22 protein-coding genes and 1 pseudogene are annotated in these 25,197 nt (G+C 50.5%); 8 read left to right on the forward strand and 15 right to left on the reverse strand.

The window, feature by feature from the left end:
* Positions 1-2: 2 nt before the first annotated feature.
* Positions 3-1,409 (forward strand): ATP-dependent RecD-like DNA helicase, encoded by a 1,407-nt coding sequence (locus I0P70_RS11920; RefSeq protein WP_196118100.1) that lies wholly within the window; start codon positions 3-5, stop codon positions 1,407-1,409.
* Positions 1,410-1,488: 79 nt separating this feature from the next.
* Positions 1,489-1,935 carry a DUF1573 domain-containing protein gene (locus I0P70_RS11925; protein WP_196118041.1) on the forward strand — a complete coding sequence of 149 codons (447 nt, stop codon included), beginning with the start codon at positions 1,489-1,491 and terminating at the stop codon, positions 1,933-1,935.
* Positions 1,936-2,012: 77 nt separating this feature from the next.
* On the opposite strand, the gene I0P70_RS11930 is transcribed toward I0P70_RS11925, so the two are convergent.
* From I0P70_RS11930 to I0P70_RS11960, 7 genes are all read right to left on the reverse strand, one after another.
* Positions 2,013-2,390, reverse strand: a complete 378-nt coding sequence (locus I0P70_RS11930) for a DUF423 domain-containing protein (protein ID WP_370583206.1) — start codon at positions 2,388-2,390, stop codon at positions 2,013-2,015.
* Positions 2,391-2,445: 55 nt separating this feature from the next.
* Positions 2,446-3,309 carry a glycerophosphodiester phosphodiesterase gene (locus tag I0P70_RS11935; RefSeq protein ID WP_230392144.1) on the reverse strand — a complete coding sequence of 288 codons (864 nt, stop codon included), beginning with the start codon at positions 3,307-3,309 and terminating at the stop codon, positions 2,446-2,448.
* A gap of 163 nt (positions 3,310-3,472) precedes the next feature.
* Positions 3,473-3,934, reverse strand: a complete 462-nt coding sequence (locus I0P70_RS11940; RefSeq protein ID WP_196118045.1) for a DUF2750 domain-containing protein — start codon at positions 3,932-3,934, stop codon at positions 3,473-3,475.
* Positions 3,935-3,976: 42 nt separating this feature from the next.
* Entirely contained in the window at positions 3,977-4,783 is an 807-nt protein-coding gene (locus tag I0P70_RS11945; protein WP_370583207.1) for a YggS family pyridoxal phosphate-dependent enzyme, read from the reverse strand.
* Between the two features lie 52 nt (positions 4,784-4,835).
* The gene (locus I0P70_RS11950) at positions 4,836-5,888 is read right to left on the reverse strand and encodes a VWA domain-containing protein (protein ID WP_196118049.1); all 1,053 of its coding nucleotides are present in this window, start codon (positions 5,886-5,888) and stop codon (positions 4,836-4,838) included.
* Positions 5,869-6,780 (reverse strand): hypothetical protein, encoded by a 912-nt coding sequence (locus tag I0P70_RS11955; RefSeq protein ID WP_196118051.1) that lies wholly within the window; start codon positions 6,778-6,780, stop codon positions 5,869-5,871. The genes I0P70_RS11950 and I0P70_RS11955 overlap by 20 nt, the downstream gene beginning before the upstream one ends.
* Positions 6,773-7,654: a DUF58 domain-containing protein gene (locus tag I0P70_RS11960; RefSeq protein ID WP_196118053.1), complete on the reverse strand. Its 882-nt coding sequence runs from the start codon at positions 7,652-7,654 to the stop codon at positions 6,773-6,775. The genes I0P70_RS11955 and I0P70_RS11960 overlap by 8 nt, the downstream gene beginning before the upstream one ends.
* Before the next feature lie 60 nt (positions 7,655-7,714).
* Here I0P70_RS11960 and I0P70_RS11965 point away from each other — a divergent pair, with 60 nt between their 5' ends.
* A complete protein-coding gene (locus tag I0P70_RS11965; RefSeq protein WP_299986338.1) occupies positions 7,715-8,119 on the forward strand; it encodes a DUF4296 domain-containing protein in 405 nt (134 codons plus the stop codon).
* Between the two features lies 1 nt (position 8,120).
* Here the strand turns inward: I0P70_RS11965 and I0P70_RS11970 are convergent, their stop codons facing one another.
* Positions 8,121-8,477, reverse strand: a complete 357-nt coding sequence (locus I0P70_RS11970; protein ID WP_230392145.1) for a tRNA-binding protein — start codon at positions 8,475-8,477, stop codon at positions 8,121-8,123.
* A 183-nt stretch (positions 8,478-8,660) separates the two neighbouring features.
* On the opposite strand from I0P70_RS11970, the gene I0P70_RS11975 reads away from it, so the two are divergent.
* A complete protein-coding gene (locus I0P70_RS11975) occupies positions 8,661-10,202 on the forward strand; it encodes an FAD-dependent oxidoreductase (protein ID WP_196118055.1) in 1,542 nt (513 codons plus the stop codon).
* 69 nt (positions 10,203-10,271) lie between these two features.
* Here I0P70_RS11975 and I0P70_RS11980 read toward each other — a convergent pair whose 3' ends face one another.
* From I0P70_RS11980 to egtB, 4 genes are all read right to left on the reverse strand, one after another.
* Positions 10,272-10,859 carry a DUF922 domain-containing protein gene (locus I0P70_RS11980; RefSeq protein ID WP_196118057.1) on the reverse strand — a complete coding sequence of 196 codons (588 nt, stop codon included), beginning with the start codon at positions 10,857-10,859 and terminating at the stop codon, positions 10,272-10,274.
* Positions 10,860-10,931: 72 nt separating this feature from the next.
* The gene (locus tag I0P70_RS11985) at positions 10,932-12,272 is read right to left on the reverse strand and encodes an MATE family efflux transporter (protein WP_196118059.1); all 1,341 of its coding nucleotides are present in this window, start codon (positions 12,270-12,272) and stop codon (positions 10,932-10,934) included.
* A gap of 218 nt (positions 12,273-12,490) precedes the next feature.
* On the reverse strand, positions 12,491-13,498 hold the full coding sequence (gene egtD, locus I0P70_RS11990) for an L-histidine N(alpha)-methyltransferase (protein WP_196118061.1): 1,008 nt from the start codon (positions 13,496-13,498) through the stop codon (positions 12,491-12,493).
* A 4-nt stretch (positions 13,499-13,502) separates the two neighbouring features.
* Positions 13,503-14,768 carry an ergothioneine biosynthesis protein EgtB gene (egtB, locus tag I0P70_RS11995; protein ID WP_196118063.1) on the reverse strand — a complete coding sequence of 422 codons (1,266 nt, stop codon included), beginning with the start codon at positions 14,766-14,768 and terminating at the stop codon, positions 13,503-13,505.
* A gap of 146 nt (positions 14,769-14,914) precedes the next feature.
* Here egtB and I0P70_RS12000 point away from each other — a divergent pair, with 146 nt between their 5' ends.
* Positions 14,915-15,988, forward strand: a complete 1,074-nt coding sequence (locus I0P70_RS12000; protein WP_196118065.1) for an o-succinylbenzoate synthase — start codon at positions 14,915-14,917, stop codon at positions 15,986-15,988.
* A gap of 82 nt (positions 15,989-16,070) precedes the next feature.
* Here I0P70_RS12000 and I0P70_RS12005 read toward each other — a convergent pair whose 3' ends face one another.
* From I0P70_RS12005 to topA, 3 genes and pseudogenes are all read right to left on the reverse strand, one after another.
* A complete protein-coding gene (locus I0P70_RS12005) occupies positions 16,071-18,857 on the reverse strand; it encodes a TonB-dependent receptor (RefSeq protein ID WP_230392146.1) in 2,787 nt (928 codons plus the stop codon).
* Between the two features lie 290 nt (positions 18,858-19,147).
* Positions 19,148-19,845: pseudogene (locus I0P70_RS12010) on the reverse strand (NAD-dependent deacylase).
* 148 nt (positions 19,846-19,993) lie between these two features.
* Entirely contained in the window at positions 19,994-22,426 is a 2,433-nt protein-coding gene (gene topA, locus I0P70_RS12015) for a type I DNA topoisomerase (RefSeq protein WP_196118067.1), read from the reverse strand.
* A 166-nt stretch (positions 22,427-22,592) separates the two neighbouring features.
* Between topA and I0P70_RS12020 the strand changes: the two genes are divergently transcribed.
* From I0P70_RS12020 to I0P70_RS12030, 3 genes are all read left to right on the forward strand, one after another.
* Positions 22,593-23,081 carry a histidine phosphatase family protein gene (locus tag I0P70_RS12020; RefSeq protein ID WP_196118069.1) on the forward strand — a complete coding sequence of 163 codons (489 nt, stop codon included), beginning with the start codon at positions 22,593-22,595 and terminating at the stop codon, positions 23,079-23,081.
* 85 nt (positions 23,082-23,166) lie between these two features.
* On the forward strand, positions 23,167-23,913 hold the full coding sequence (locus I0P70_RS12025; RefSeq protein ID WP_196118070.1) for a ParA family protein: 747 nt from the start codon (positions 23,167-23,169) through the stop codon (positions 23,911-23,913).
* 133 nt (positions 23,914-24,046) lie between these two features.
* Positions 24,047-25,197: HAMP domain-containing protein (locus I0P70_RS12030; protein WP_196118072.1), on the forward strand; the 1,151-nt coding region annotated here is incomplete at its 3' end.

The raw sequence follows: 25,197 nt of genomic DNA on the forward strand, positions 1-25,197 counted from the left end.
TGATGCGTCCAGTAGAGGCACTTAGAACAAGTTTTCCGTTTGATCCTACCCAGGACCAGGCGCGGCTCTTCGCCAAGCTTGATGAATTTATAATGGACTCCGACTCCGAGAAATCGGTGTTTTTGCTCAAAGGCTATGCCGGTACGGGTAAGACTACGGTCGTAACGTCGCTGGTGAAGATACTCCGCACCTTTGGGTACAAGTATGTGTTGCTGGCCCCAACCGGTCGTGCTGCCAAGGTGATGGCTTCTTACAGTGGCCGCAAGGCTTTTACCATCCATAAAAAGATCTATCGGCAGACAGCAAATCCATACTCCGAGGGATTGTCTTTTACCCGCATGCCAAACAAATCAGACAAGACCTTCTATATAGTGGACGAGTCTTCGATGATCTCGGATGACAGCGGCTTTGGGCAAAACGGCCTGCTGCAGGATTTGCTCGGTTATGTTTTTGAGAACAAGAACAACAAACTGCTGCTGATCGGCGATACAGCCCAGTTGCCTCCGGTGAACCAAACGCTGAGCCCGGCGCTTAATGCAGATTACCTGAAGCATAACTTCCGCTGCAAGGTGCACGAACTGGAGCTACGCCAGGTTATGCGACAGGCCGAAGCCTCCGGTATACTCATGAATGCCACGCAGCTGCGCAACCAGCTGCAGGGTGACAAGCCCGACATCAAACTGCACACCAAAGGCTGGCGCGATATCTATCGTATGACAGGCGAGAAGCTGGAAGATGGTTTGCGCTATGCTTATGATAAATTTGGCATCGAGAACTCCATCGTGATCTGCCGTTCCAACAAATCAGCTAACCTTTACAACCAGCATATCCGGCGCCAGATCTTTTTCTCTGAAGATGAGATAGGGGTAGGAGATTTTTTGATGATCGTGCGTAACAACTACTTCTGGTTGCCTAAGGAGTCTAATATCGGCTTTATGGCCAATGGCGACTTTGTGGAAATCACAAAGATCATCCGCTACGAGGATATGTATGACCTTCGGTTTGCGGATGTGCGTGTGCGCTTTGTCGATTATCCGGAGGAAGAAGAGCTGGAGGTGAAGATCATGCTTGATACGCTGTACACCGATGCGCCGGCCCTGCCCGCCGACCAGAACAAAAAGCTCTACGATGCGGTGCTGCAGGACTACCTGGACATCAAAAACAAACGGGATCGGGCAAAAGAAATGAAGCAAAACCCTTACCTGAATGCACTGCAGGTCAAATTTGCCTATGCCCTGACCTGTCACAAGGCGCAGGGTGGCCAGTGGAAAGCTGTGTTCGTAGACCAAGGCTTTTTGAAGGACGAGATGGTGAACGAGGAGTTTGCCCGCTGGCTCTACACAGCCCTTACCCGTTCGTCAGAAGAGCTGTACCTGCTGAACTTTAGCAAGCAACTATTGGTTGACTGATATATTTAGAAGGTTTACCAAAACGTTAGAACTTAACAACGGACGAATCGTAACAGCATTAGCTAAACCCTTTATACGTATGAAAAAATTAATCCTTTCTTTTGCAATGGCCGCACTGGTAGCCGGTGGTGCCGTAGCGCAGCAAGGTCCTGCCAAACAAACGGCAGCTCCGCAAGCGCAAGCTAAATCAGGTCCTGCCATCACGTTTGAGGCAACTGAGCACAACTTTGGTGATATCGCGCAAGGCGATGTGGTGGAGCATACCTTTACCTTCACAAACACAGGTACACAGCCAGTAGTCATCGACCGTGTTGATGTAACCTGCGGTTGTACATCACCTGCCTGGACCAAAGAGGCTGTGATGCCTGGTAAAACTGGCATTGTGAAAGCGAAGTATAACAGCGCTGGTCGCATGGGGCAGCAGAAGAAGGCCATTACGATCCATTCCAACACAGGGGAGCCAACCTATGTGTACATCGTAGCTAATATCAAAGAGAAGCCCGCCTCTGCCGCGAAAGCGCAATAAGCAGCTATAATCTTTTAAAACAGAAAGGCTCCCGGTTATTTGCCGGGAGCCTTTCTGTTTTTATAAGTTCCTATACCTTAGAGCGCCTTGAGGACGGCATAGAACAAAGCAGCCCAACCTACAATAAGGGCCGTTCCACCGATTGGCGTAATGGCACCCAGCCAGGTAATACCTGTCATGGTCAGGGTATAGAGAGAACCTGAGAAGATGATGATGCCGATCAAGAAGGCCCAGGCGGCTATCTGTAAGGCAGGGTGCTCTATTTTGAAAAGCAGTAGGCCGACCGCCAGTAGGGCCAGGGTATGGTACATCTGATATTTCACGGCCGTTTCAAAGGTCTCGACACGGTTGGTGGCACGCAGCATGGGAGCCAGTGCATGCGCTCCGAAGGCACCGATCATCACACTAAGTGCGCCAAAGGCAGTTGCTATTAAGAGTATGGCTTTTTGAGTCACAGTAGAAGATAGTTTGGTTTATTCGGGTGCTAATTTCCGATATAAATCAACCAATTCATAATTCCCGGTACAGGTTCGGGTAATCGGATATCAATCCGTCCACGCCCATTTCTTTTAACCGCTGCATTTCCTTCAGCTCGTTAATGGTCCAGGGAACTACCTTCATACCTTTCGCATGACAATTCCTGACCAGACTTGGGGTTACCAGCTTGTAGTAGGGACTGTAGATGTCAGGTATAAAACCCAGGGCTTCCAGGTTCTTGTTCAGCCCTTTCAGATTTTCAACCAACAGTGAAGTTTTGATGTGCGGATAGCGCCGTTGCAGCACCTGCAGCGTACGCACATCAAACGACTGAATGATCACCCACTCGCTGATACTTTTTGCCTCTATCACACCCATCAGCAGTTCCACAAACTCCTCGGGAGCGGGGTGCAGCTTACCGTCGCCGCGTGGCTTCGATTTGGTTTCGATGTTGTAATATACCTGTGGCAGTTCTTTTTGCTGCAGGTAGGTCTGCACTGAGTCGATCAGGTCGGAGAGGAGCGGTTTGTAAGTCGGGAGCTTCTCCTGCTGTGGAAACTTGTCATAGAATTTAGAGCCCGCATCGAATGTTTTGATGGTAGCATAGTCCAACTGGTAGAGCACATACTTGTGCTTGTGCGCAGCCGGTATTTCGCTGCCGTCGGGTAGGAGGTCGTGTTCCGGATTGATGTACGGGTCGTGGGAGAGCACTACCTGCTTGTCTTTGGTGATGTGCACGTCCATCTCCAGGGTCGTGACCCCCAGGTCCAGCGCCCTGATCATGGCCGGAATGGTGTTTTCAGGCACCAGGCCGCGTGCACCCCGATGGCCTTCCAGGTCGAAGGCGGGGAGGTGCCGGGCTGTTGTGTCAGGTATAGCGCCGTGTTGTGCAGACATGGTGCATGAGCTTATCAGGTATAGGCAAGAGGCAACTAGTAGGTTTTTGAACATGCGGAATCCTTTTCAGCAAAAAAAGCGCATGGACAGGTATGGCTATACCTCTTAGCCGTTAACAAATCGTTAATTCTTTTAGCTGCCTCCTGCCTGGTTCGGCTTAGGCTTATTCGTCTTCGCCTTCGCCTTCCAGCGCTTCGATCACCTGCTCTTCAAATTCGTCCTGGCTGTCGTACTGGGTGAACTCTATGGTTTTGCCTTTATGCTTCAGCTCCTGTACCACGTCCAGCGCCACTACCAGCGGTTCCATTTCACGGCCTACCAGACTAGCATCCCAGTCCGGGCCGAGCAGCAATTGGTCGCCGTACATACCCACGCACCAGTTTTCCAGAAACTCTACCAATGTAATAGACTCTGGCTTATATTCTGACCAGTCGTCTTCGGCACAGGCTTTGGCGCCATCCGCATTGGACCAGAACAGGATCACCTCTGCATCTTCGTACTCAGCAGAACTGGAAGTAGCCCAGGTCTCGTCGTGTGTCAGGCCCCAAACGCTCTCTGTCTCAACGATGCGCTGGATGAATTTTCTGTAATTGGCTTCCATGTTTTCGTTGGTATTCTCTTGCATGGTGATGGTTGGTTTAGCGTGAAAAGATCGTCTAAGGTATGATTATTTGTTGTAATTGCGTGCTCCGAATATGCCGCTGCCGACACGTATGAAGGTACTGCCCTCAGCTAAAGCAAGTTCCCAGTCTGAGGTCATGCCCATCGAGATTTCTTTGAAGTCGTCGTTGGCGATAAAAAATGTTTCTTTCAGTTTCTCAAAGTAGCCACGCAGCGTTCGGAATTCACTGCGGAGCTTTTCCTGATCATCGGTATTGGTGGCGATACCCATTACTCCAGTGATACGGATAAAATGCATGTTGCGGTATTCTTCGCTTTGCAGCAGGGCTACTGCCTCATTATAGCGCATACCATACTTGGTTTCTTCATCGGCTATGTCGAACTGCAGCATACAGTTGACAGGTAGCGTACGGTTGAACTGCTCCGCTCTTTTATTGATTTCTATCAGCAGTTTGAGGCTGTCTACAGACTGGATGGTGTCGATGAACTGAGCGATCTGCTTTACTTTATTTGTCTGCAGGTGCCCAATGAGGTGCCAGGCGATGTCGTGCGGCAACTGGTCCCGTTTCTCCAGCAACTCCTGTACTTTGTTTTCGCCAAAAATGCGATGGCCTGCGTTGTAAGCTTCCATGATCATTTCGGGCGGATGTGTTTTAGATACAGCTACCAAGCGACAGGGTGTGTCACGAAGTTTCTCGTCAAAAAAACGGATATTATCAGCAATTGCAGACATAGTATTATGTGGTGTGTTCAATGTTTGTATAGTACCTGTATAGTTTTGGTATAGCTGTTGGTCACGTGCTATACCTGAGAACTTAAGCTGATCAGAAGGTCTGGCAACAAGGTGGATCAAGTCTGTACTCCTGTGTTTTCCAACTCACCATATCTCCAACTTCTAAACTGACTTAGTCTTCCAGCACATTGGTCATAAAAGTATTCTTAAGCAACATCCAGCCAACTAGCAGTAACAGAGCCCATTTCAGGTATACCTGGTAATAGTCGTAAGTGTCTCGGAAGCGTTTCTCCCGTACCTCCGTTTTCTCGTACTGGTTGATGTTTTGGAATACCTCCTGCAATCCGTCACGGGAGTCAGCTCTGAAAAAACGGCCTTCTCCGGTTTCCGAAATTTCACGCAGGCTTTTTTCGTCTAACTGCGTTTCTACTAACAAGGTTTTGCCATTGGCGTCAACGTCGTAGGGCACGAGGCCGTCTTTTCCTATTCCTATGGTGTATACCTTGATTTGGTGCGCATAGGCCAGCCGGGCAGCCATGGTGGGGTCGAGACTGCCTGCTGTGTTCTCTCCATCACTGATCAGGATGGCAACTTTGCTCTTCGCGTTAGAGTCGCGCATACGGTTGATGGCCACTGCCAGGGCACTGCCGATGGCCGTACCATCATTCGGGATCATGCCATTTTCGATGGAGCGGATGCTTTCGCGCAGCAGTTCGTAGTCAGTAGTAAGAGGAGCCAGGGAGTAAGCGTCGCCGGCAAACACCACCACCCCGATACGGTCAGCTACGCGACCGTCAATGAAGTTAATGGCAACATCTTTGGCCGCTTCGAGCCGGCTCGGCTTGATGTCCTGTAGTTCCATGGACCCTGACACGTCCAGTACCAGCACGATGTCTATACCTTCAGCAGTTTGCTCGACTTGCTCATTTATACGCTGAGGTCGGGCCAGGGCCAGTAGCACCAGCATCACAAACAGCATGTAAACCACATCAGGTACAAAGCGCAGCAGACTGGACCATTGCCAGCGCACGGTGCCTTCGAACATCGCCATGTCAAGCTTGCTGCGTGACTTTAAACGAAGCAGCCCCTTGATTAGGAAAAGGAGGGGCACTACCGGCAAGGCATACAGCACCAGTGGGTATACCCAGTCAAATGAACGCATCGTGCCCAGGTTAAACCATTCCAGGCTGAGCCAGTCCAGCATGTTATCGTTTAGTCCTAGCATTTCCGGTTATTTCGCGGTGAGTTTTATATCTGCTTCTGGCAAAGCGGCGCAGCATGCCCAGCGCCTGGTTTGTTTCCTGATCGGGTTCGGCCGTTACGTTGCCGTATATGGCTTTGTCGCACAGGCGAAGCGCCACGTTCACTTGCTCGTCGTCATTGTAATACTCCACAATTTCTTTTGTCGTGAACGAGTTGATGGCGCTTCGCTCCAGTTTGGTGAGGTAGTTTTTCCAAAGGGCCACCGCTTTCTCCATACTCGATGGAACGCCCGTCTTCACGAAACGATCGACATGGGAGTTATACCTGGAGTTGAAGTACAAGTGGTCTTTGCGTAGTCGGTAGAGCTGGTATTTCGTCTTGATCGTTTGCCCGAACACGAGCCATACCAGTGTAATGAATGCTGCGATGGTGACGATCCATAGCAGCAGCACAGGCCAGTCGAAACGTTCCTCCACCGGCGACAGGGTGGTTTGGGTACGCAGTTGCAGCGGCGTGGAAACCTCCTGCACCAGCTGCCGCAATACCACCGACTGCCTCGGCGATACCACCTGCAGGGTGTCTGTGCCCCGTAGTACAATGGCAGGCAACTCCAGCGACTGAACAGGCGAGGTATCAAAGGTGCGTAAGGTATACACGGTACTGTCCGTGCTGATGCCTGCGCGTGTAGTGGTGGGGTAAAACTCCTGTCGCACCAACTCGAAGGGGGCGAAATTGTAACTGGAGTCTGGCAGGATGACTTCCTGCGCCGCCGGGTGCCGGTGCACCAGGGTATAGCGCACAAGCTCCCCGATATGCACCGAGTCCTTGCTGAAGCTGCCAGCTGGTGGTAGCAACTGCTGCGCCTGCGCACTCAGAGTAAGAAAATAAAAAAGTATAAGCAGGGAGTTACGCACTTTTCTTGGATGTTCGGTTACGAAGGCGAAACAGGTTTACCAACTGCATCACATAATCTTCATTGGCCTGTATGGCCAGATAGTTTGCCTGGTATTTCTGGCAAATCCGGATTACCCTGTCCTGATTCTGTTTGTACTGGGCAAAATAATGCTCTTTGAATTCCGCTCCTGAGGTATTGAGCCAGATTGTCTTACCTGTCTCCTTATCAACCACCGGCACGATGCCCAGGCTTGGCATATTGCGCTCACGCAGATCAAGCAGCTGTATCACGATCAGGTCATGCCGCTTAGCCAGCATGGCCAGTTCCTTCTCATAGTTTACATCAATGAAATCGGAGATAAGCAGGATAATGCTGCGGCGCTTTACAATATCGAGTGTAAGCTTGATGCCGGCAGCCAGATTGGTTTTTACTGATTTGGGATTCAGCTCGTGCAGTGCCTTGATCAAGGTATATGCCTGTTCTATACCTTTGGCGGGCTTGATGTATTTCTCTTTTTGATCACTAAAGCAGATAATGCCGATCTGGCTTTGCTGGCGGGCGGCTGCAAGGGCAAGTACCCCGCAGATCTCTTTGCCAACGTCCAGCTTGTGCTGGCGCCCTGTACCCACAGTCTGGGAGGCGCTTACGTCCAGCATCAGAAACACCGACTGCTCTTTTTCTTCCCGGTAGGTTTTCACGAAGGTGCCATGCCCCTTGGCCGAGACGTGCCAGTCGATCGAACGCACGTCGTCGCCGTACTGGTAAGCGCGCACGTCATCAAACTCCAGGCCTGTTCCTTTAAAAACAGAATGGAAGTCACCCTGCATCTGGGTGTTGATGGCTTTACGTATGCGTATCTCGTACTTGCGCAGCTTTTGAACAAGTTCCTTCATAAGGGTAGGTGCTTTGCCTCAGATTTTAAAATTAGGACATATTCCCGTAATATTACATTCGTGAAACGAATTTTATACCTACTTTCCTTTGTCGTGCTGACTGGCTGTGGCCAGAGCAGCGAAAAGCGGCCTGCTGACCTGCTGCCTGAGCAGAAGATGGTGCAGATCCTGGCTGATGTGCATATTGCCGAAGCCCGCATCGAAAACCATGTTCTGTACCCGGACACCGCCCTGATGGTCTTTAATAAAGAACAAAAGCAGATTCTGGCGCAGCATGGTGTAGAAGAAGAAGACTTCAGGAAAACCTATCGCTACTATCTGAGCAACCTTGGGCAGATGGATCGCCTCTACGAAATCATCCTGGACACCCTGAGCGTGCGCGAAGCCAAACTTCGCTCCATCGATACAACTGGAGCTGTGCCTGGTCGCAGGCCCAGACTGGAGGGCATGCAGGAGGCCTATTAATTTACATCAGTTTGCTTCCGTTTGGTACGGGTCCAGCCGGTTGCGCCAGCACTATATCCCCGTGCTCGTCCGCAAAGCCTGTCACCAATACCTCTGACATGTATTTCCCAATCTGCTTGTTTCCCAGGTTGACGACACACAGTACCTGCTTCCCAGGCAGGTCATCTAAGGTATAGTGCTTCGTGATCTGGGCGCTCGATCTTTTAATACCCAACGGACCCAGGTCGATCAGGAGCTTATAAGCAGGTTTACGGGCTTCCGGAAACTCTGTGGCCTCTATTATGGTGCCTACCCGGATATCTGTTTGTTCAAAATGCTGCCATGAAATGGTCGGCATGGCCTGTGCGGGCGTGTGCATGGTATTGTCTGTTTTTCTCAGCCAAGTTACAGATTTTGCTTTAAAAATTAGCCTGTTGCGGGTTGGTGCTTTGCACCACGGTAACATTAGGCCTATACCCGCGTATCCTATGCAACTGGCTTTCTTACTGTTAAAAGAGCTAAAAGTATAAGTCAGACGAAGCTATTGCAAAACCTTAAAACTATGAAAAGAGAATCCGGAGCTAGTTTTCCCGTGTGGGTAGAGAACATATCGATGCCTGTTACCAACCCCTTAGTCGACAACATAAAATGTGATGTATGTGTTGTCGGCGCAGGTATAGCAGGTCTTACAACGGCCTACCTGCTGGCCAAAGAAGGTCGTGACGTGGTATTGCTCGAGGCCAAGGAGATAGGCGGTGGAGAAACCAGCCGCACGACGGCTCACCTTTCCAATGCCCTGGATGAGCGATTCGACGAACTTATCCGTCTTTTTGGAGAAGATGGTGCCCGCCTGGCCGCCCAAAGCCACGGGAAAGCGATTGATAAGATTGAAGAAATCATCAAAGATGAAAATATAGACTGTGATTTTGCAAGGGTAGACGGCTACCTCTTTGCCACAGACAACCAGCAGCAGGAAGACCTGATGCGGGAACTAGAGGCGGTCCAGAAAATAGGCTGGCTGGATGTTGTACTGCGAAAGCACAGTCCGCTGAACACCCTCACCGAATTCCCTTGTCTGCAATACCCGAATCAGGCGCACTTTCATGTGCTGAAATATCTGTCTGCCCTGGCAAATGCCTTTATCAATGCGGGCGGCCGCATCTTTACCAAAACCAAGGTGGAACGATTCGATACTGGTCCGGTTGTATCCGTAGTATCTCATGACGGGCATGCTGTTGCAGCAAACCACCTCGTCGTGGCTACTAACACACCGATCAATGACATGGTGACGATGCACACAAAACAGGCGCCCTACCGAACTTACGCCATTGGTCTGGCAGTGCGCCAGGGGGAGGTGCCTGATGCATTGTACTGGGACATGGAAAATCCGTATCACTATGTCCGTCTACTTAGAGGCAAGGCGGGCGGAGAGGATGGAGAGGGCCTGGATCTGCTGATCGTGGGCGGCGAAGATCATAAAACCGGGCAGGCCGATCACCTGAGTCAGCGATTTGACTCACTGGAGCGCTGGACCCGTAAGCATTTCCCGATGGCTAAAGACGTAATGTACCGCTGGTCTGGTCAGGTGTTTGAGCCAGTGGATGGCCTTGCTTTCATTGGCCGCAATCCGGGAGACAGTGATAATGTGTACATCGCCACCGGTGACTCGGGCCATGGCATGACACACGGTACGATAGCCGGTATGCTGATTACAGACCTGATACAGGGTAGGCCGAACCCATGGGAGAAGCTGTACGACCCGAGCCGCAAGAGCACCAAGTCTGTAGGGGAGTTTTTGAAAGAAAATATAAACGTGGCCGCGCAGTTCAAAGACTATGTGACGCCAGGAGAAGTAGAGGACCCTATGGAAGTACTGCCAGGAACCGGCAGAATTATGCGCAAAGGTATGGCTAAAGTGGCGGTCTACTGCGATCAGGATGGGGTGCGGCACCAATGCTCGGCAGTATGCACCCATTTGGGTTGCGTCGTGCACTGGAACGAAGTTGAAAGCTCCTGGGACTGCCCATGCCACGGCTCACGTTTCGATCCTTTTGGGAGAGTTATTACCGGACCAGCCAGCAAGGACCTGGGCCCGGCATCCTAAGGAACTGTAACCGGAAACAGAAAGCCCTGCTTTACGCTTGCGTAAAGCAGGGCTTTTTTGAATCATGTTTTATTTCCAGGCGTCTAACTCCTGCAGGCGATGCGAGATCCGCTCCGACCAATCCTGCTGTACCTGTGCATCCAGACCATGGCGTGACAGCTTGTCGAACTGATCCTGCTCTGCTTTCCAGGCCTTGAATGCGTTGCCAACGGTTGTGTTTAGGTTTGTCTTCAGGTTACCGCAGGAGATCCCCAGTTCCTTCAGTTCTTTGCGCAGCATGCGGGCATGTACTTCCGTCAGATCAAAATGCAGTTGCTCATGGGCCAGCAGCTTCTCAGACTGCTTGTTCTTGGACCAGGACTCTCCGGGAAGGAACACGCACTTTACCTCGTAATAAAACTTATTGTCTTTACAACGGGCGTCCACGGCGAGGTTGGCAGCCGTCAGGGCATGGTGTGGGTTGTTCGACTCAGGCGTCCCCCTGAAATCTTCCCAGTTCAGCTTCCGGGTTGCAGACCAGGCCAGCTGTTCATTGTTAGAAACGCTGAGGCTAGCTGGGTTCGGAACATAAATAACAGAGGCCGGCGAACCGGCTGGGGTTGGATAGGGCATAAGCAGACCTACCAACAGGCTAAGGAGTAGAGTGATAATAAACATCGGCTAAAAGTTTAAAAAGTCTCTATCGGGGCAACACTGGCCCCTTTAAATAGGTGCCACTATTGCATTATTTTATTTACTAAGCCTACTGCTTAGCATTTTAAAGCGCCAGAATAGTAATATAGCAGCAACTGATAAGCCAACTAACAGACCAGTCCAGACACCGTTCACACCGAAATCAAGTTTAAAGCAAAGCACATAACCAACCGGCAGACCAATTACCCAATAAGCAATCAGAGAGATCAGGCTAGGTATCCGCACATCTTCCAAACCACGCAGAGCACCAAGTCCCACTACCTGCACACCGTCCGAGATCTGAAAAAGTGCAGCAATAATCAGCAGGGTAGCGGCTATCTCGATCACTACCGGATCGTCTATGTACAGGGAAGGTATGAAATTTTTGCCAGCAATCATAAGAAGACCGCTGCCCATCATGAACAGGGTGCCCATGACAAAGCTACTGATACCGGCCACCTGCATGGACCTGTAGTTTCGGAGTCCTTTCTGGTTGCCTACCCGTATGGTCGCCGCCGCTGCGATGCCGCTTGCCATCATATAAGTAACGGAAGCCACATTGATGGCAATCTGATGTGCGGCCAGTTCACGTGCACCCAGCCAGCCGATCATAATAGCCGAAAAGCTGAAAGCACCCATTTCAAACACCATTTGGCCTGAGATGGGGAGTCCTAGGCGGAAAATGTGGTACATGTGCACAAGAGACAGGTGCCGGAAGGTAAGGAAGCGATGGAATGCGGCAAATCGTTTGGCATAGAGCACATAGCCTCCCATCATCATGGCCATGATGATGCGTGAGATCAGGGTTGCCCAGCCTGCGCCAACCAGTCCCATTGGTTCAAAACCCAGCTTACCAAATATCAGAATGTAGTTGAGCACCACGTTGAGCGCATTGGCAAGGATGGAGATGTACATGGCCTGCTTGGTGAGCGAGAGCCCTTCCGCAAACTGGCGGAAAGCCTGAAACACCATCAGCGGTACCATGGACAGGAACAGGATATTAATGTAAGGTATAGCCTGCCGGACTACTTCATCTGGCTGCTGGAGCAAAGTGATGTATGGAGAAAGAAAGTAACCGGCTATAAAAAGAACGACCCCCAGCAACAGGTTGGAAAATAGGCCATTGAGCAGAAGCAGGGAAATGCGGGTATAATTTCGCCGACCGTCCGCCGCGGCAATCAGTGGTGTGATACTGTAGGAAACTCCCAAGCCGAAGACCAGCGTGATCGTAAAAATACTGTTGCCCAGTGAGGCAGCCGCCAATGGAATCGTACCGATCTGCCCCACCATTAGGCTATCGAACACACTCACCATAATGTGCCCCAGCTGACTTAGCACGACAGGATATGCCAGCAGGAAATTTTTACGGAAATGCTCTTTGTATTCTTCGGATCTCATAGGGGCTTCTGGAAAAGGACTGCAAAATTAGCTTTTTTTCCATTGCCCTGCACCCTAGGATTAAATAGTGCTTTATGTTGATATGGTCAGCTGGCTTTTTTGAGGTTGCGCAGTTTCGTCAGAATTGCCTTTGCCGGTATTGGAAGCAGCACAAGCGCAGCTGTCAGGATGATCTTTTTTGTATTCATGGGAGTGGTGAATTGGGTATCGCAAAGAGATTAAACAGCTCTAAAAAGCATATCTGCAAAGCCGCCTTCTTCATCCAGGTAGGAGGTAACGAATTCGAATCCGGCCAGGCGGCCCATTTCAGTGGCTTGCGGCAGTGTATACTTATGTGAGCTTTCCGTATGGATCGCCTCCCAGGCAGTAAAGGTATAACGTTCCTGGGTAGCTTCCAGGTATACCTCCTGGTCACGTTGGCTTACCAGAAAACTTTTCATTACCCCCAGCTGTGGATCATACAGCGCATAGTGTTTGAAGCCATTCAGGTCAAAATTACCTCCTAATTCTCTGTTGATGCGCTCCAGCAGGTTCATATTAAAGGCAGCAGTTATACCGCTGGCATCGTTGTAGGCTGCCAGAATAATCCCTGGATCTTTGCGTAGATCCACGCCGAGCATAAAAAGATCCCCTGGCTGCAGGTGCTGCCTGATCTGGCAGATAAAGTCCTGCCCGTCTTCACGCTCAAAGTTGCCGATGTTGGAGCCCAGGAAGAGGACGACCTTTCGTTCGTTCAAGTGTTGCTCGAGCCACTTCAGGCCTGTTATATACTCTGCCACTACTGCGCGCACGTGCATATCCGGATGCTCCTGCTGCAAGTCCTTGCCCAGTTCTTGCATCGCTGACCCCGATATATCCATGGGAACATAATCGAAGGGCTTATCCTGCTTTACCAGTTCCTGCAACAGCAGCTTAGTTTTCATGGCATCTCCCGCACCCAGGTCTACCAGGTGAAAGAAGCCATCAGCGGCAAAAGCACTGACCATGGCCGACCGGTGCCGCTGCATCAGGCTGTACTCGGCCCGTGTCAGGTAGTACTCGGGCAGGGCCATGATCTGCTGGAATAGCCTGCTTCCGCTGGCATCATAAAAGTAGCGGGAAGATAACTGCTTGGGGCTCTGGCTTAAGCCTTCGGCTACATCTTTGGCAAACGCAGCTCTGTCCTGGCTGCCGTCTGTCTTTCTGGAGAGGTCAATCAGCGTATTAGGGGTTGTTTGTAGAAGCATAGTTTTATTGTGCTAGTCTTATTCCGGTGAACTGCCAGCGTTTGTCAGGGTGAAAGAAATTACGGTAAGTGGTTCTGATATGGCGCTCAGGCGTCGCGCAGGAACCACCCCGCAACACCATCTGGTTGACCATAAACTTCCCATTGTACTCACCCACTGCGCCGGGCGCCGTCGAGAATCCAGGGTAGGGGTGATAGGCACTGTAGGTCCATTCCCAGGCATCCCCATAAAGTTGCTGCATACCTGTGCTTGATGCAGCAGCCTTGGGTTCAAACATCCCCGATTCCTGGAAATTGCCTGTAACCGGTGGGTATACCTGCGAAGCCGCCTCCCATTCAAATTCGGTCAGAAGTCGTATGCCGGCCCAGGTGGCATAGGCCTGTGCTTCATAGAAACTGATGTGGCTGACAGGTTTGTGCAAATCTAGCTTCTCCAGCCCATGCATGGTAAACTGATACCAGTCCCCGTCCTGCTCCAACCAGTATAAGGGAGCTTTGAGCTTATTACTCCGTACCATGGCCAGTCCCTCGTCCAGCCAGAAACGGAAATTGCTATACCCGCCATCCTGCATAAACTCCAGGTATTCGGCATTGGTCACCAGTCGATTCATGATCTGAAAGTCCGTAAGCAGCACCTCATGCACACCCAGTTCGTTGTCGAAACTGAAGCCCTCTCCCTGAAAACCGATGCGATAGATGCCGCCGGGCACTTCCAGAAAAGTTGCCTCTCCCGGATTGGTTGCCTGAGGAACTGATCCTGCTGCGTGGTAAGCCGGTAAAAGCGGGTTGGTGCTAAGAATGTACTTGATATCGGTGATGAGGAGTTCCTGGTGCTGTTGTTCGTGTTGCAGGCCCAGTTCCAGTACAGGCAGCAACTCTTCCAGCTTTTCGTCGCTCAGTGTTTTCAGTAGCTCACCCATGTGTTCATTCACATGGCGCCGGTAAGCATACACATCCCGAAGGGGAGGTCGGGTAAGTGTGCTTCGCTCTGCCCGCTGCACCCGGTTGCCTACCGTATTATAGTAGGAGTTGAATAAAAAGGCATAATCTGGATGAAACACCTTGTAGTTTTTAAGGTATGGCCCTAACACAAACTGCTCAAAAAACCAGGTAGAATGGGCCATGTGCCATTTTGGGGGACTCACATCCACCATCGGTTGCACCACGGTATCTTCTGGTTCGAGGGGAGCGCAAATTTGTTCAGTCTGAGTCCGGATCTGGTTAAACCGCTCGAGCGTGGTCTGGTTGATAGAAGCAGTCAGTATGTTCATAGGCATCTGGGGTAAGCGGGAGATACAGAAGCAGGATAATGCAACGGAGAGAATGCATTAAAGTGCTTCTAACTGTCGTATTAACTCATTTTCTACGTACTTTGTTTTCGATAAGCCGATATTGGCAAGACTAATCTGATGCTATTATGCCTTTATTCCTGACAGTTACGCCTCATCAACTTCAGTTTAAATTTGATGCCCGCACCTCACGTGGCGCTATGCGCATGCATCAGGTATACTACCTGCTCCTGTACGATTCAGACAGTCCCGGTATAACAGGAGTGGGTGAGTGTGCGCCACTCCCAGGTTTGAGCATCGATGCACGTCCTGACCTGGAGTCAAAACTCAACCAGTTGGCAGAGCAAGTCGGTGAACAGCAACTGAAAGCAGATGAATGGCAGGGATTTTTAATGTCTGATGACCTCCTTGAATGGCCAGCTATACGGTTTGCATTGGAAACAGCCTGGTTGGACCTGCAACAGGTGGGACGGAAAACACTTTTTGAAAACAGCTTCAGCCAGGGCACCACTGGTATACCGATCAATGGTTTGGTCTGGATGGGGGAGAAGGATTTTATGCAGCAGCAGATCAGTAAAAAGCTAAACGAAGGCTATACCTGCCTGAAGCTGAAAATAGGAAGTCTGGATTTTGCCACTGAGCTTGATATACTGCATCAGATACGTGAGGTGGCCGGGCCCGAAGACCTGACAATCAGAGTAGACGCAAACGGTGCTTTTGCGCCGGATGAAGCTTTTCGGAAACTGGAGCGCCTGGCCAGGTATAGCCTGCATTCTATCGAACAACCTATCCGGCAGGGACAACCTGAACAGATGCAGCAACTCTGTGCCTATACGCCTATACCTATCGCCCTCGACGAAGAACTGATCGGGGTGCAGGATGCCACTAAACAGGCTGAATTATTAGACTTCGTAAAACCGCAATACATCATCCTGAAGCCAACCTTAGTAGGAGGACTGCAAGCGAGTGCTGACTGGATCGATATGGCAGCACAGCACGGCATTGGCTGGTGGATGACTTCAGCACTGGAGTCGAACATCGGGCTCAACGCGATCAGCCAGTTCACAGCTAATTATGCCATCGATATGCCGCAGGGTTTGGGCACTGGTCAGCTATACCACAATAACATAGCTTCTCCTCTTCAGATAGACAAAGGCTGGCTCTGGTATGGCGATAGCGCCTGGGGCGAACTGCCGCGATAGGCTCTCTATACATTAGTAACAGATACAAACAGAAGCGGCCTGCAAATCTTGCAGGCCGCTTCTGTTTAGGCTGGTATGTCTATTAGTTTGATCCCGGACGACCGCGGTACATGCCCGGACCACGCTGCATGTTCTCTTCGGTAGCCGGCGCTCCTTTGAAGCTGCGGATGTTGTAAGAGAAGGTCAGCATGAAGAAGCGCTGCAGCACAGTAGACTGCACATCCTCTACATAAGACTCTGTGATATTGCGACGAATGCTCACGTTCTGGTTCATCAGGTCATTCACGCTCAGGCTGATCTCACCCTGTTTGTCTTTGAAAATTTTCTTGCCAAGGCTCATGTTCCAAAGCAGGAAGCTGTTGTCCACGCCGGCAGACAAACCAGAGTTGTACTGGTGGTTCAGTTCAGTACGGTATACCAGGTCTTTCCAAAGGATCCAGTTGTAGCGAACACTGGTGTTCTGGTTGAAGAAGTTGTTGTTCTGAGTCGTACGCAGTGTGTTTGACACAATGTTGTAGCTCGAGAAAGTAGAAACTGAAAAGTCTATCTTTTCGCTGATGTTGCTGCTGATGTTAATACCGGCACCCAGGTTGGTGTTGTTGGCATAGTTGATCTGCTCGTCAATCATACCTGGTATTCTGGAGTAACCCACCGTACCGTTCACATTAAAGTTAGAGCTGATAAAGTTAAGCGGCTGTCCGTAATTGAAGAATGAACGCACATTGTAGTGCCCATCCAGGTTTACAGGACGGCTCAGGCGGGCACCCGGACGCAATTCATATCCTTCGGCTATACCTTCCGGTACGTTAGTCGTGTACACGCTGTTGGCTACGTAGTTGTTTGTCATCGTACCGAACATACCGATAAAGAACACACGGTTTGTCTCCGCATTGAAGTTGCGGTAGCGGATGTTCAGACGGCTCTGGTAGTCCTGGTCCAGGTCTGCGTTACCAATGCGTGCCTGCAGTGGGTTAGAGATGTCCAGCACTTCCTGCAACTGCTCAACAGAAGGCACATTGGTGCTGGTTCTGAAGTTCAGGGTCAGGTTCTGAGAGTTAGAGAACTTATATTCATACTCAGCCGATGGCAGGAAATTGTTGAATTTACGCTCTAGTGGTGCCAAGTCAACCGGGAACTGGCTATCAGTGTTCAGGGTGGCATACTGGTAACGTGCATTCACTTGAAGTCTCGCTTTGTCATCACGGTACTGGTAGCTTGGGCCTATGTTCTGAGACAGGTAATCGCTCTTGAAGGTGCTGCTCAGCGGTGTATTGAAGTTTGTATACCCACCGGCTGTTTCCATGTAGTCGTAGGTTCTGCGGTCTGAGTCACGCATCTGGTTGCCAATGCTGTACTCTAACTGCCAGCGGGATTTTTCACCCAGGCGCTGTGAGTAGTTGGTACTGCCTGACCAGCTGAAGTTTTTTCGGTCCAGACGAATGTACTGGTCGCGAAGTACGTTTCTGTCAGGGTTTTCAAAGTTCTCAGTCTGCTCAAACTGGTAGCCATCTCCTTCTACATTGTTGATGCTCGTATTGAAGTTGGTCGTCAGGATGCGTCCGGAGTCACCGAAACGCTTCGAGTAGAGGATGTTGTTGTTGAAGTTGAAGGAGGTATTGTCAGAGCTTGCGCGGTTCAGCGACTCTGACAAAGTGCCTTCCAGATCAAAGGTGCGGGCGTTTCTGCCAGTAAAGCTGTTATCATTCTGCACGCGCAGGCTAGGAGTTACCAATAGGCGGTTGTTCTCGTTTATGTTGTATTGCAAACGCATGTTCAGGCGGTGACCGTCTTCACGATCCCTGTTGTCTGCATTCTCAGTATACTGCAGACCTGCATCATCCGACACAAAGTCACGGAAGCGGTACTGGTCGTTGATGATATCGCGGTTGGTGTAGTTGTAATTGGCGCTCACATCCATTTTCTTGCCCCACTTGTCCTGATAGTTGATGCCAAAGTTGTTGGTGTTGATGATACCAATCGGGGAGCCACCGCCCCAGCCGCCTCTACGACCACGCATGCCACCACCTGGTGTTTCACCGATCGAGAAGTCAAACATGTTGATGTTGTTGGTTAGGCCTGTTACCGTGATGCGACGGTCGTTGTTAAAGTAGTTGACAGCGGCACCTGCCATGTAACGGTCATCAGTACCGTAGCCCGCGGAGATCTTACCCGTATAGCCCTGACGACGGTCTTTGCGTGTGATGAAGTTGATCGTTTTGAGACGGTTGCCATCTTCAAAACCACTGAAGGAAGCCTGATCGCTCTGTGCGTCAAAGATCTGCACGTTCTCAATCATATCTGAAGAGATGTTGCGCATGGCAGAGGTCACATCCTCACCAGTATAACGTTTTCCATCAATCATCACCTGGCGTACTTCTTCGCCTTGTGCCTGAATACGGCCATCCTGTACCTGCACACCCGGCATTTTGGTAACTAGGTCTTCGGCACTGGCATCTGGTGCAGTCTTAAAGGCCTTGGCATTGAATTGGGAAGTATCGCCTTTCTGTTCACCAAGCGGTGCACGCCCGATAATCTGCACCTCACCCAGTCTGGTGTTTTGCTCCTGCATGCTCAGAACACCCAAATTAACAGGTGACTGTGCTACCTGCACTGGCTTTGAAAGCATGTCATAACCCAGGAAACGAACCTCCAGGGTATAACTGCCAGAAGGAACACGCTCAAAGCGGAAAGCGCCCTGGCCATCAGTCATCGTGGTCAGGATTGCCTCGCTGGCAGCACGCTTCATCACAACGCTGGCGCCCGGCAAGCCGCTCTTGTCCGTGGCGCTCTGCACCGTGCCGGTTACTGTCTGTGCGTATACCTGTGAAAAGCCGATCAACATGATCAGCAGAGAGAATAATTTTCTCATCAGATTGTAGAATTGAGTAGTAGTGTTGGTCTATTAAGTAATCGGATAATAATGCGTAAGATCATCAGCAAGTGGTATGAAGTTCTGCTGTTGGTATCTTTAGAATACAGAAGGGAGGCTAAGGTTTAAACATTAGCTAGAAATATTTTCAGAACAGGATGAACAGGCAAATTATGTCGATAAACTGCGTTGGCAGGCAGACAAACATGTCCCAACGAGACTGTCGTCAAATCTCGCGGAAAGGCGTACAAGCTCTTGTGGGCTTAAATCAGAAGGGGTGTAAAATCAGGCTAGCGGTGCTTTTCCCGTAGCAGTTCAGCTACTTTTACCATACCTGTGCTTGCTTTCTCTTCGATCAGGTGCAGATTTGGCCGGGGCCGCATATAGGGGAGATTGGGATCCACGACAAAGATCGGCGCTTCATCCGGAACCAAGTCCACAAGTCCGGCAGCGGGGTATACCACCAGGGAGGTGCCCACAACCAGAAAGATATCTGCACACAAGGTTTCTTCCATGGCCTGCTCCATCATCGGAACGGGCTCTCCGAACCATACGATATTGGGGCGGAGCTGGGAGCCGCGCACGCATTTATCGCCCAGGTTCAGCTGCCAGCCTTTTATCGGATAAACCAGCTTAGGATCAAGGGTACTGCGGCTCTCGAAAAGTTTTCCATGGAGGTGAATCACATCAGTAGAGCCGGCACGCTCGTGCAGGTCATCTACGTTTTGGGTAATGATCTTGACCTCAAGTCCTGCTCCAGTTCAGCCAGCATTTTGTGTCCGGCATTTGGCTGAACGTTGTGCGCATTTTTCCGACGCTGGTTGTAGAAGTCCAGCACCAGTTCCGGGTTCTTACGCCAGCCCTGTGGAGAGGCCACTTCCATCACATCATGCCCTTCCCAAAGTCCGTTAGCATCACGGAAGGTAGCGATGCCACTTTCCGCACTTATACCTGCTCCTGTAAGCGCTACGATTCTTTTCTTAGCCATGCATCTGCTGATTTGATCTGCTATAATTTACTCTGTGTACGCCATTCGGGTTTTTTGTCCGAAGGGTGGCGGGGTATGTAAAATCTGTATACCTATACCTGCAAAAGGGAAGCAAAAAAGCCGCTCAGTTTAGAGCGGCTTTTCCTAGTTATTTCTTCTTAGCTGTGCCTGTTTTTTTGGCGGCCGGTTTTTTAGCGGCGGCTTTCTTGGCAGCTGGTTTCTTGGTGGCCGGTTTCTTTTCAGCTGTGGCTGTTTCGGCTTTCTTCTTGAATCCGCCACGGCCCTTCTTCTCGGGTGTCTGCTCTGCCAGGTCCAGACATTCCTGCAGGGTCAGATCAGCCGGTTCTTTCCCTTTCGGGATCTTAACATTTTTCTTACCCACTACGATGTAAGGGCCATACCTGCCGTTGAGCACCTGCACATCCGGATTCTCCGGGAAAGTCTTAATGAGCTTCTCCGCATCGGCCTTGCGCTTGGCCTCGATGAGGGCTATAGCCTCATCTGCTGTTACCGTCATCGGGTCCAGTGTCTTTGGCAGAGAGTAGAACTTGCTGGCATGACTGATATAGGGACCGAAGCGACCAATAGCAGCCTTCATTTCCTTGTCTTCATACACCCCGACAATGCGTGGCAGTTTGAACAAGTCCAAGGCGTCTTCCAATGTCAGGCTTTCAATGAACTGGCCTTTGCGCAGACTGGCATAAACTGGTTTATCACCTGTCTCAGGATTTTCTTCTCCTAGCTGTACGTAAGGGCCGAAGCGTCCTAGTTTGGCAATGATCTTCTGACCGGATACAGGGTCTATACCTATTTCACGGGCACCCGATACGTCGGCACGGTTAATGTTTTCGCTGTTTTCAATGCGCTTGTGGAATTTCTCGTAGAAATTTTCCAGCATTTGTTCCCATTCCTGCTGTCCGTGAGCGATCTCATCAAACTCAGCCTCTACACGGGCAGTGAATGAGTAGTCGATCACGTTCGGGAAATGCTCCACCAGGAAATCGTTCACCACCATGGCCATATCAGTAGGGAAGAGCTTGCTCTTCTCAGCACCAGTGATTTCGGTTTTGGTCTGGGCTCTGATCTGGTCGTTTTTCAAGGTCAGGACGTTGAACTTACGTTCTTTTCCTTCACGGCTGTCTTTCTCTACGTAGCCACGCTTCTGGATTGTCGAAATGGTAGGAGCGTAGGTAGACGGTCGGCCTATTCCCATTTCCTCCAGTTTTTTTACCAGGCTGGCTTCTGTATACCTTGGTGCAGGACGCGAGTAGCGCTGTGTTGCCTGCATCTGGCGTAAGCCAAGCTGCTGGCCTATACTCAATGGTGGCAACATGCCCTTTACATCCTCGTCACTGCCTTCTTCATCGTCTTTCGACTCGATATATACCTTCAGGAATCCTTCGAACTTGATCACCTCTCCGGTCGCCACCAGTTTGTCGGGCTGCGTGGAGATATCGATCGTGGCAGTTGTTTTCTCGATCTCGGCGTCGGCCATCTGAGAGGCAATGGCACGCTTCCAGATCAACTCGTACAGGCGCTGCTCGTTGCGGTCGCTACTTGCTACCATCTGCGAGAAATCGGTTGGACGAATGGCCTCGTGTGCCTCCTGTGCTCCCGAAGACTTGGTTTTGAAACGACGGGTCTTCACGAACTTCTCCCCAAAGGAGTTGCGTATCGCGCTGGACGCACCCTGAATTGCCTCGTCTGACAGGTTGAGTGAGTCAGTACGCATGTATGAGATCTTACCAGCCTCGTACAGACGCTGTGCTACCGTCATGGTCTGGGCAACTGAGAAGTACAACTTGCGGCTGGCCTCCTGCTGCAGGGTAGAGGTCGTAAAAGGAGGGGCGGGGCTACGCTTGAGCGGCTTCGTCTCAAGGTTGCCAATTGTATAATCAGCTCCAACACATCGCTGCAGAAATTGCTGCGCCTCTTCCTCGGTTTTGAATTTAGCAGGCAACTCCGCTTCCAGTGTTTTGCCCTGCACATCAAACTGGGCCGTGATCCGGAAGCTCGACTCAGCGTTGAACTTCTCGATTTCACGCTCACGCTCCACCACCAGGCGCACAGCCACGGACTGTACACGGCCAGCTGAGAGGCCTGTTTTGATTTTTTTCCAGAGCACCGGTGATAGCTCGAAACCTACCAGGCGGTCCAGCACGCGGCGGGCCTGCTGCGCATTTACCAGGTCCATGTCGATGCCACGCGGTGTGCTGATGGCGTTAAGGATAGCGTTTTTGGTGATCTCCCGGAAAACGATGCGGCGTGTTTTGGCTTCGTTTAGGTTCAGGGCTTCGGTCAGGTGCCACGAAATGGCTTCTCCTTCGCGGTCATCGTCCGATGCGAGCCATACCGTTTCGGCTTCCTTGGCAAGTTTCTTTAGCTGTGAAACGACGTCTTTTTTGTCGCTCGATATCACATAAGTGGGTTTAAACTTATTTTTGATATCGATGGCGTTGTTGTCTTTAGGCAGGTCCCGCACATGGCCGAAACTCGATTTCACCACAAAATCTTTTCCCAGGTATCCTTCAATCGTTTTGGCCTTGGCCGGTGACTCGACTATGACTAGATTTTTTATCATCCTTTATATTTAGGGGCGATTCATTTGAATTTTGCCCAAAGTTCAAATTTTTTTTCAAACATATACAACCTGAAATTGATAACATAGGTTTAACATGCCATCATAGTTTTGGTGAACAGGCTGTTTTATTAGCTTAACTATCTATACGGACCACTTTTATAATTATATGCAACGATTGTTAGTCATTTGCCGCCACGCAGAGTCAAATGATCCCTTCCCGCTCCAACCAGACTTTGAACGGGAACTCACAAAAAATGGACAGCATCAGGCGAGAATAACCGGGCAGTGGCTCCGTGACACGTTCCAGAAGGTCGATATGATCCTGAGCAGCCCGGCTCCCCGTGCCGGGCTGACTGCCAGGCTATTGGCTGACAAGCTATACTTTGATGAAGAGCGGATTGAATACGTCCCTGACTTCTACAATGCCCGTGAAAGTGTGCTGGCTAATGTACTGGGCAAGCTTCCGGACCATGTGGCGCGTGTGCTGCTGGTCGGGCACAACCCAGGTATAACAAGCCTTGTTCGTACCCTGACTGAGCAGCACGTCGCATACCTGGAACCGGCTGGAGCCTACGCCATCAAGCTTGATCTGGACACCTGGCAGGACCTGCATGTTAAAAGCGGAAAGCTGGAATCGCACTTTACGCAAGCTTAAAGTGCAGGCATCATATGTCAGTTTTTTTTGATAGTTTTAGAAACTCATTACTATTTGCACCTATACCTGATCATCAAGAAGCTGGATGAAAACTAAAATAGTAGCTGTGATTAACCAAAAAGGTGGCACAGGTAAAACAACCACCACAATCAACCTGGGCAGTGCGCTTAGCAAACTAGGATATAAGGTCCTGCTGGTTGATCTTGATCCTCAAAGCAATTTATCGTATAGTCTTGCCGTCTCTTCGCCTGATCAGACACTGGCAGAGGCTTTTCTGGGATCACAATCCTTCAAAAACATTATAGTTGAAAAAGATGGCCTTTGGGTAGCTCCGGGATCGAACGAACTGGTGGATGTTGAGATATCGCTGGTGTCGCAGCCGGACCGGGAGCAGTTCCTCAAAACCATGCTCTCGCAGGTCAAAGGGTTTGATTATGTGTTGATTGACTGCCCACCATCACTTTCTGTCCTAACACTAAATGCACTAACAGCCTCGCACGAAGTACTCATACCTTTACAAATGGAAGTACTGACTCTACAGGGCCTGGACCAGATCATGCAGACGATCGCTAAAGTAAAAAAAGCATTTAACCCGAAACTTAAAATTAAAGGGATCGTAGTGGTCATGTTTGATATGCGTCGCAAACTGAGTCAGGAAGTGCTCGCATACCTGCGCGAGAACGTGAAAGAAAAAATATTCGACAGTCAGATCAGACTCAATGTAAAGCTGGCAGAAGCACCTTCTTTTGGCAAAAGTGTGTTGGACTATGATAATGCTTCCAACGGGGCTAAAGACTACACAGCACTTGCCGCTGAGTTTTGCCAGGTATAACGTTAGCTTGCAAACAATCGCTATTTTTGAGTAAATTGCCGTAACATTCCCCTTGTACTGTTCAGCCTGTCAGTCAAAAACTGATGCTGACGAAGGGTCGGACAGATGACAAACCCCATACAACCCTAAACATATGGCCTTAGGTAAAAATTTGAAGCTGAGCAAGGAAAAGCTCATCAGTGACGTAGAAACCAGCCAGTCAGAAAAGTCGACTCCATCGCGTGCGAAAGCCAAGCAGCAGACGCCCGCTGCCACAACTACCGTGGAAGAGAAGCCGGAGACGTCCAAGCCAAAACAGGAAAGCGCAACTGCCGCTGCCTCGTCAGCAAAGCCAGAGGTAGCTGAGGCTTCTGGCAAAAAAGATGCTGGAACCAGCTCGCTTGCAGTGAAAAGTGCGCCTAATGGCAAGCAAAGCCGCAAGCAGGTGTTGCCTTCAAGCCCTGAGTACATCAGCGAACAGCTCAATAAAGTGCTTTATGCACTTGATGCCTTTAAGAAAGGGGATATCTCAGTTCGTCTGACAAAGCAGAACGATGACATCTTTGCTGAGATCGCCGAAGCCTACAATTCGATGGTGGAAATGATCGGTGGTGTAGGTGGGGAGGTGTCCCGCATCTCTAAAGTAGCCGGTGTGGAGGGTAACCTGAAAGCCCGCGCCTCGGCCGAGAATGCTTCCGGTTTCTGGAAGGACATGATCAATAACATCAACGGCCTGGTGGACTCCATTGCGGTTCCGGTACTTGAAGTGGGTAAAGTACTGAAGAACATCTCGCGTGGTAACCTGGATGAAACATTCCAGATCCCGGTATCGGGAGACTTTAAGGTCATGGCCGAAACCATCAACCGCACGATCGACAACCTGAACCTGTTTGCAGGTGAGGTAACGCGTGTGGCCTTGGAAGTGGGTACGGAGGGTAAACTAGGCGGCCAGGCATCGGTGCCAAACGTGGCCGGTGTATGGAAAGACCTGACCGATAATGTAAATACCATGGCCAGTAACCTGACATCACAGGTACGCGACATTTCTAGTGTGGCGACCGCGGTAGCGAAAGGTAACCTGGCTCAAAAAATATCAGTGGATGTGCGCGGTGAGTTTGCCCAGCTGAAGGACAACATGAACCAGATGGTGGACTCACTTAACATCTTCGCTGACGAAGTAACCCGTGTGGCGCGTGAAGTGGGTACGGAAGGACGCCTCGGCGGTCAAGCCAAAGTGCCGAACGTGGGTGGGGTTTGGAAGGACCTGACCGACAACGTGAACACGATGGCCTCCAACCTGACCTC

The sequence above is a fragment of the Pontibacter sp. FD36 genome (assembly GCF_015686655.1).
Classification (GTDB): Bacteria; Bacteroidota; Bacteroidia; order Cytophagales; family Hymenobacteraceae; genus Pontibacter.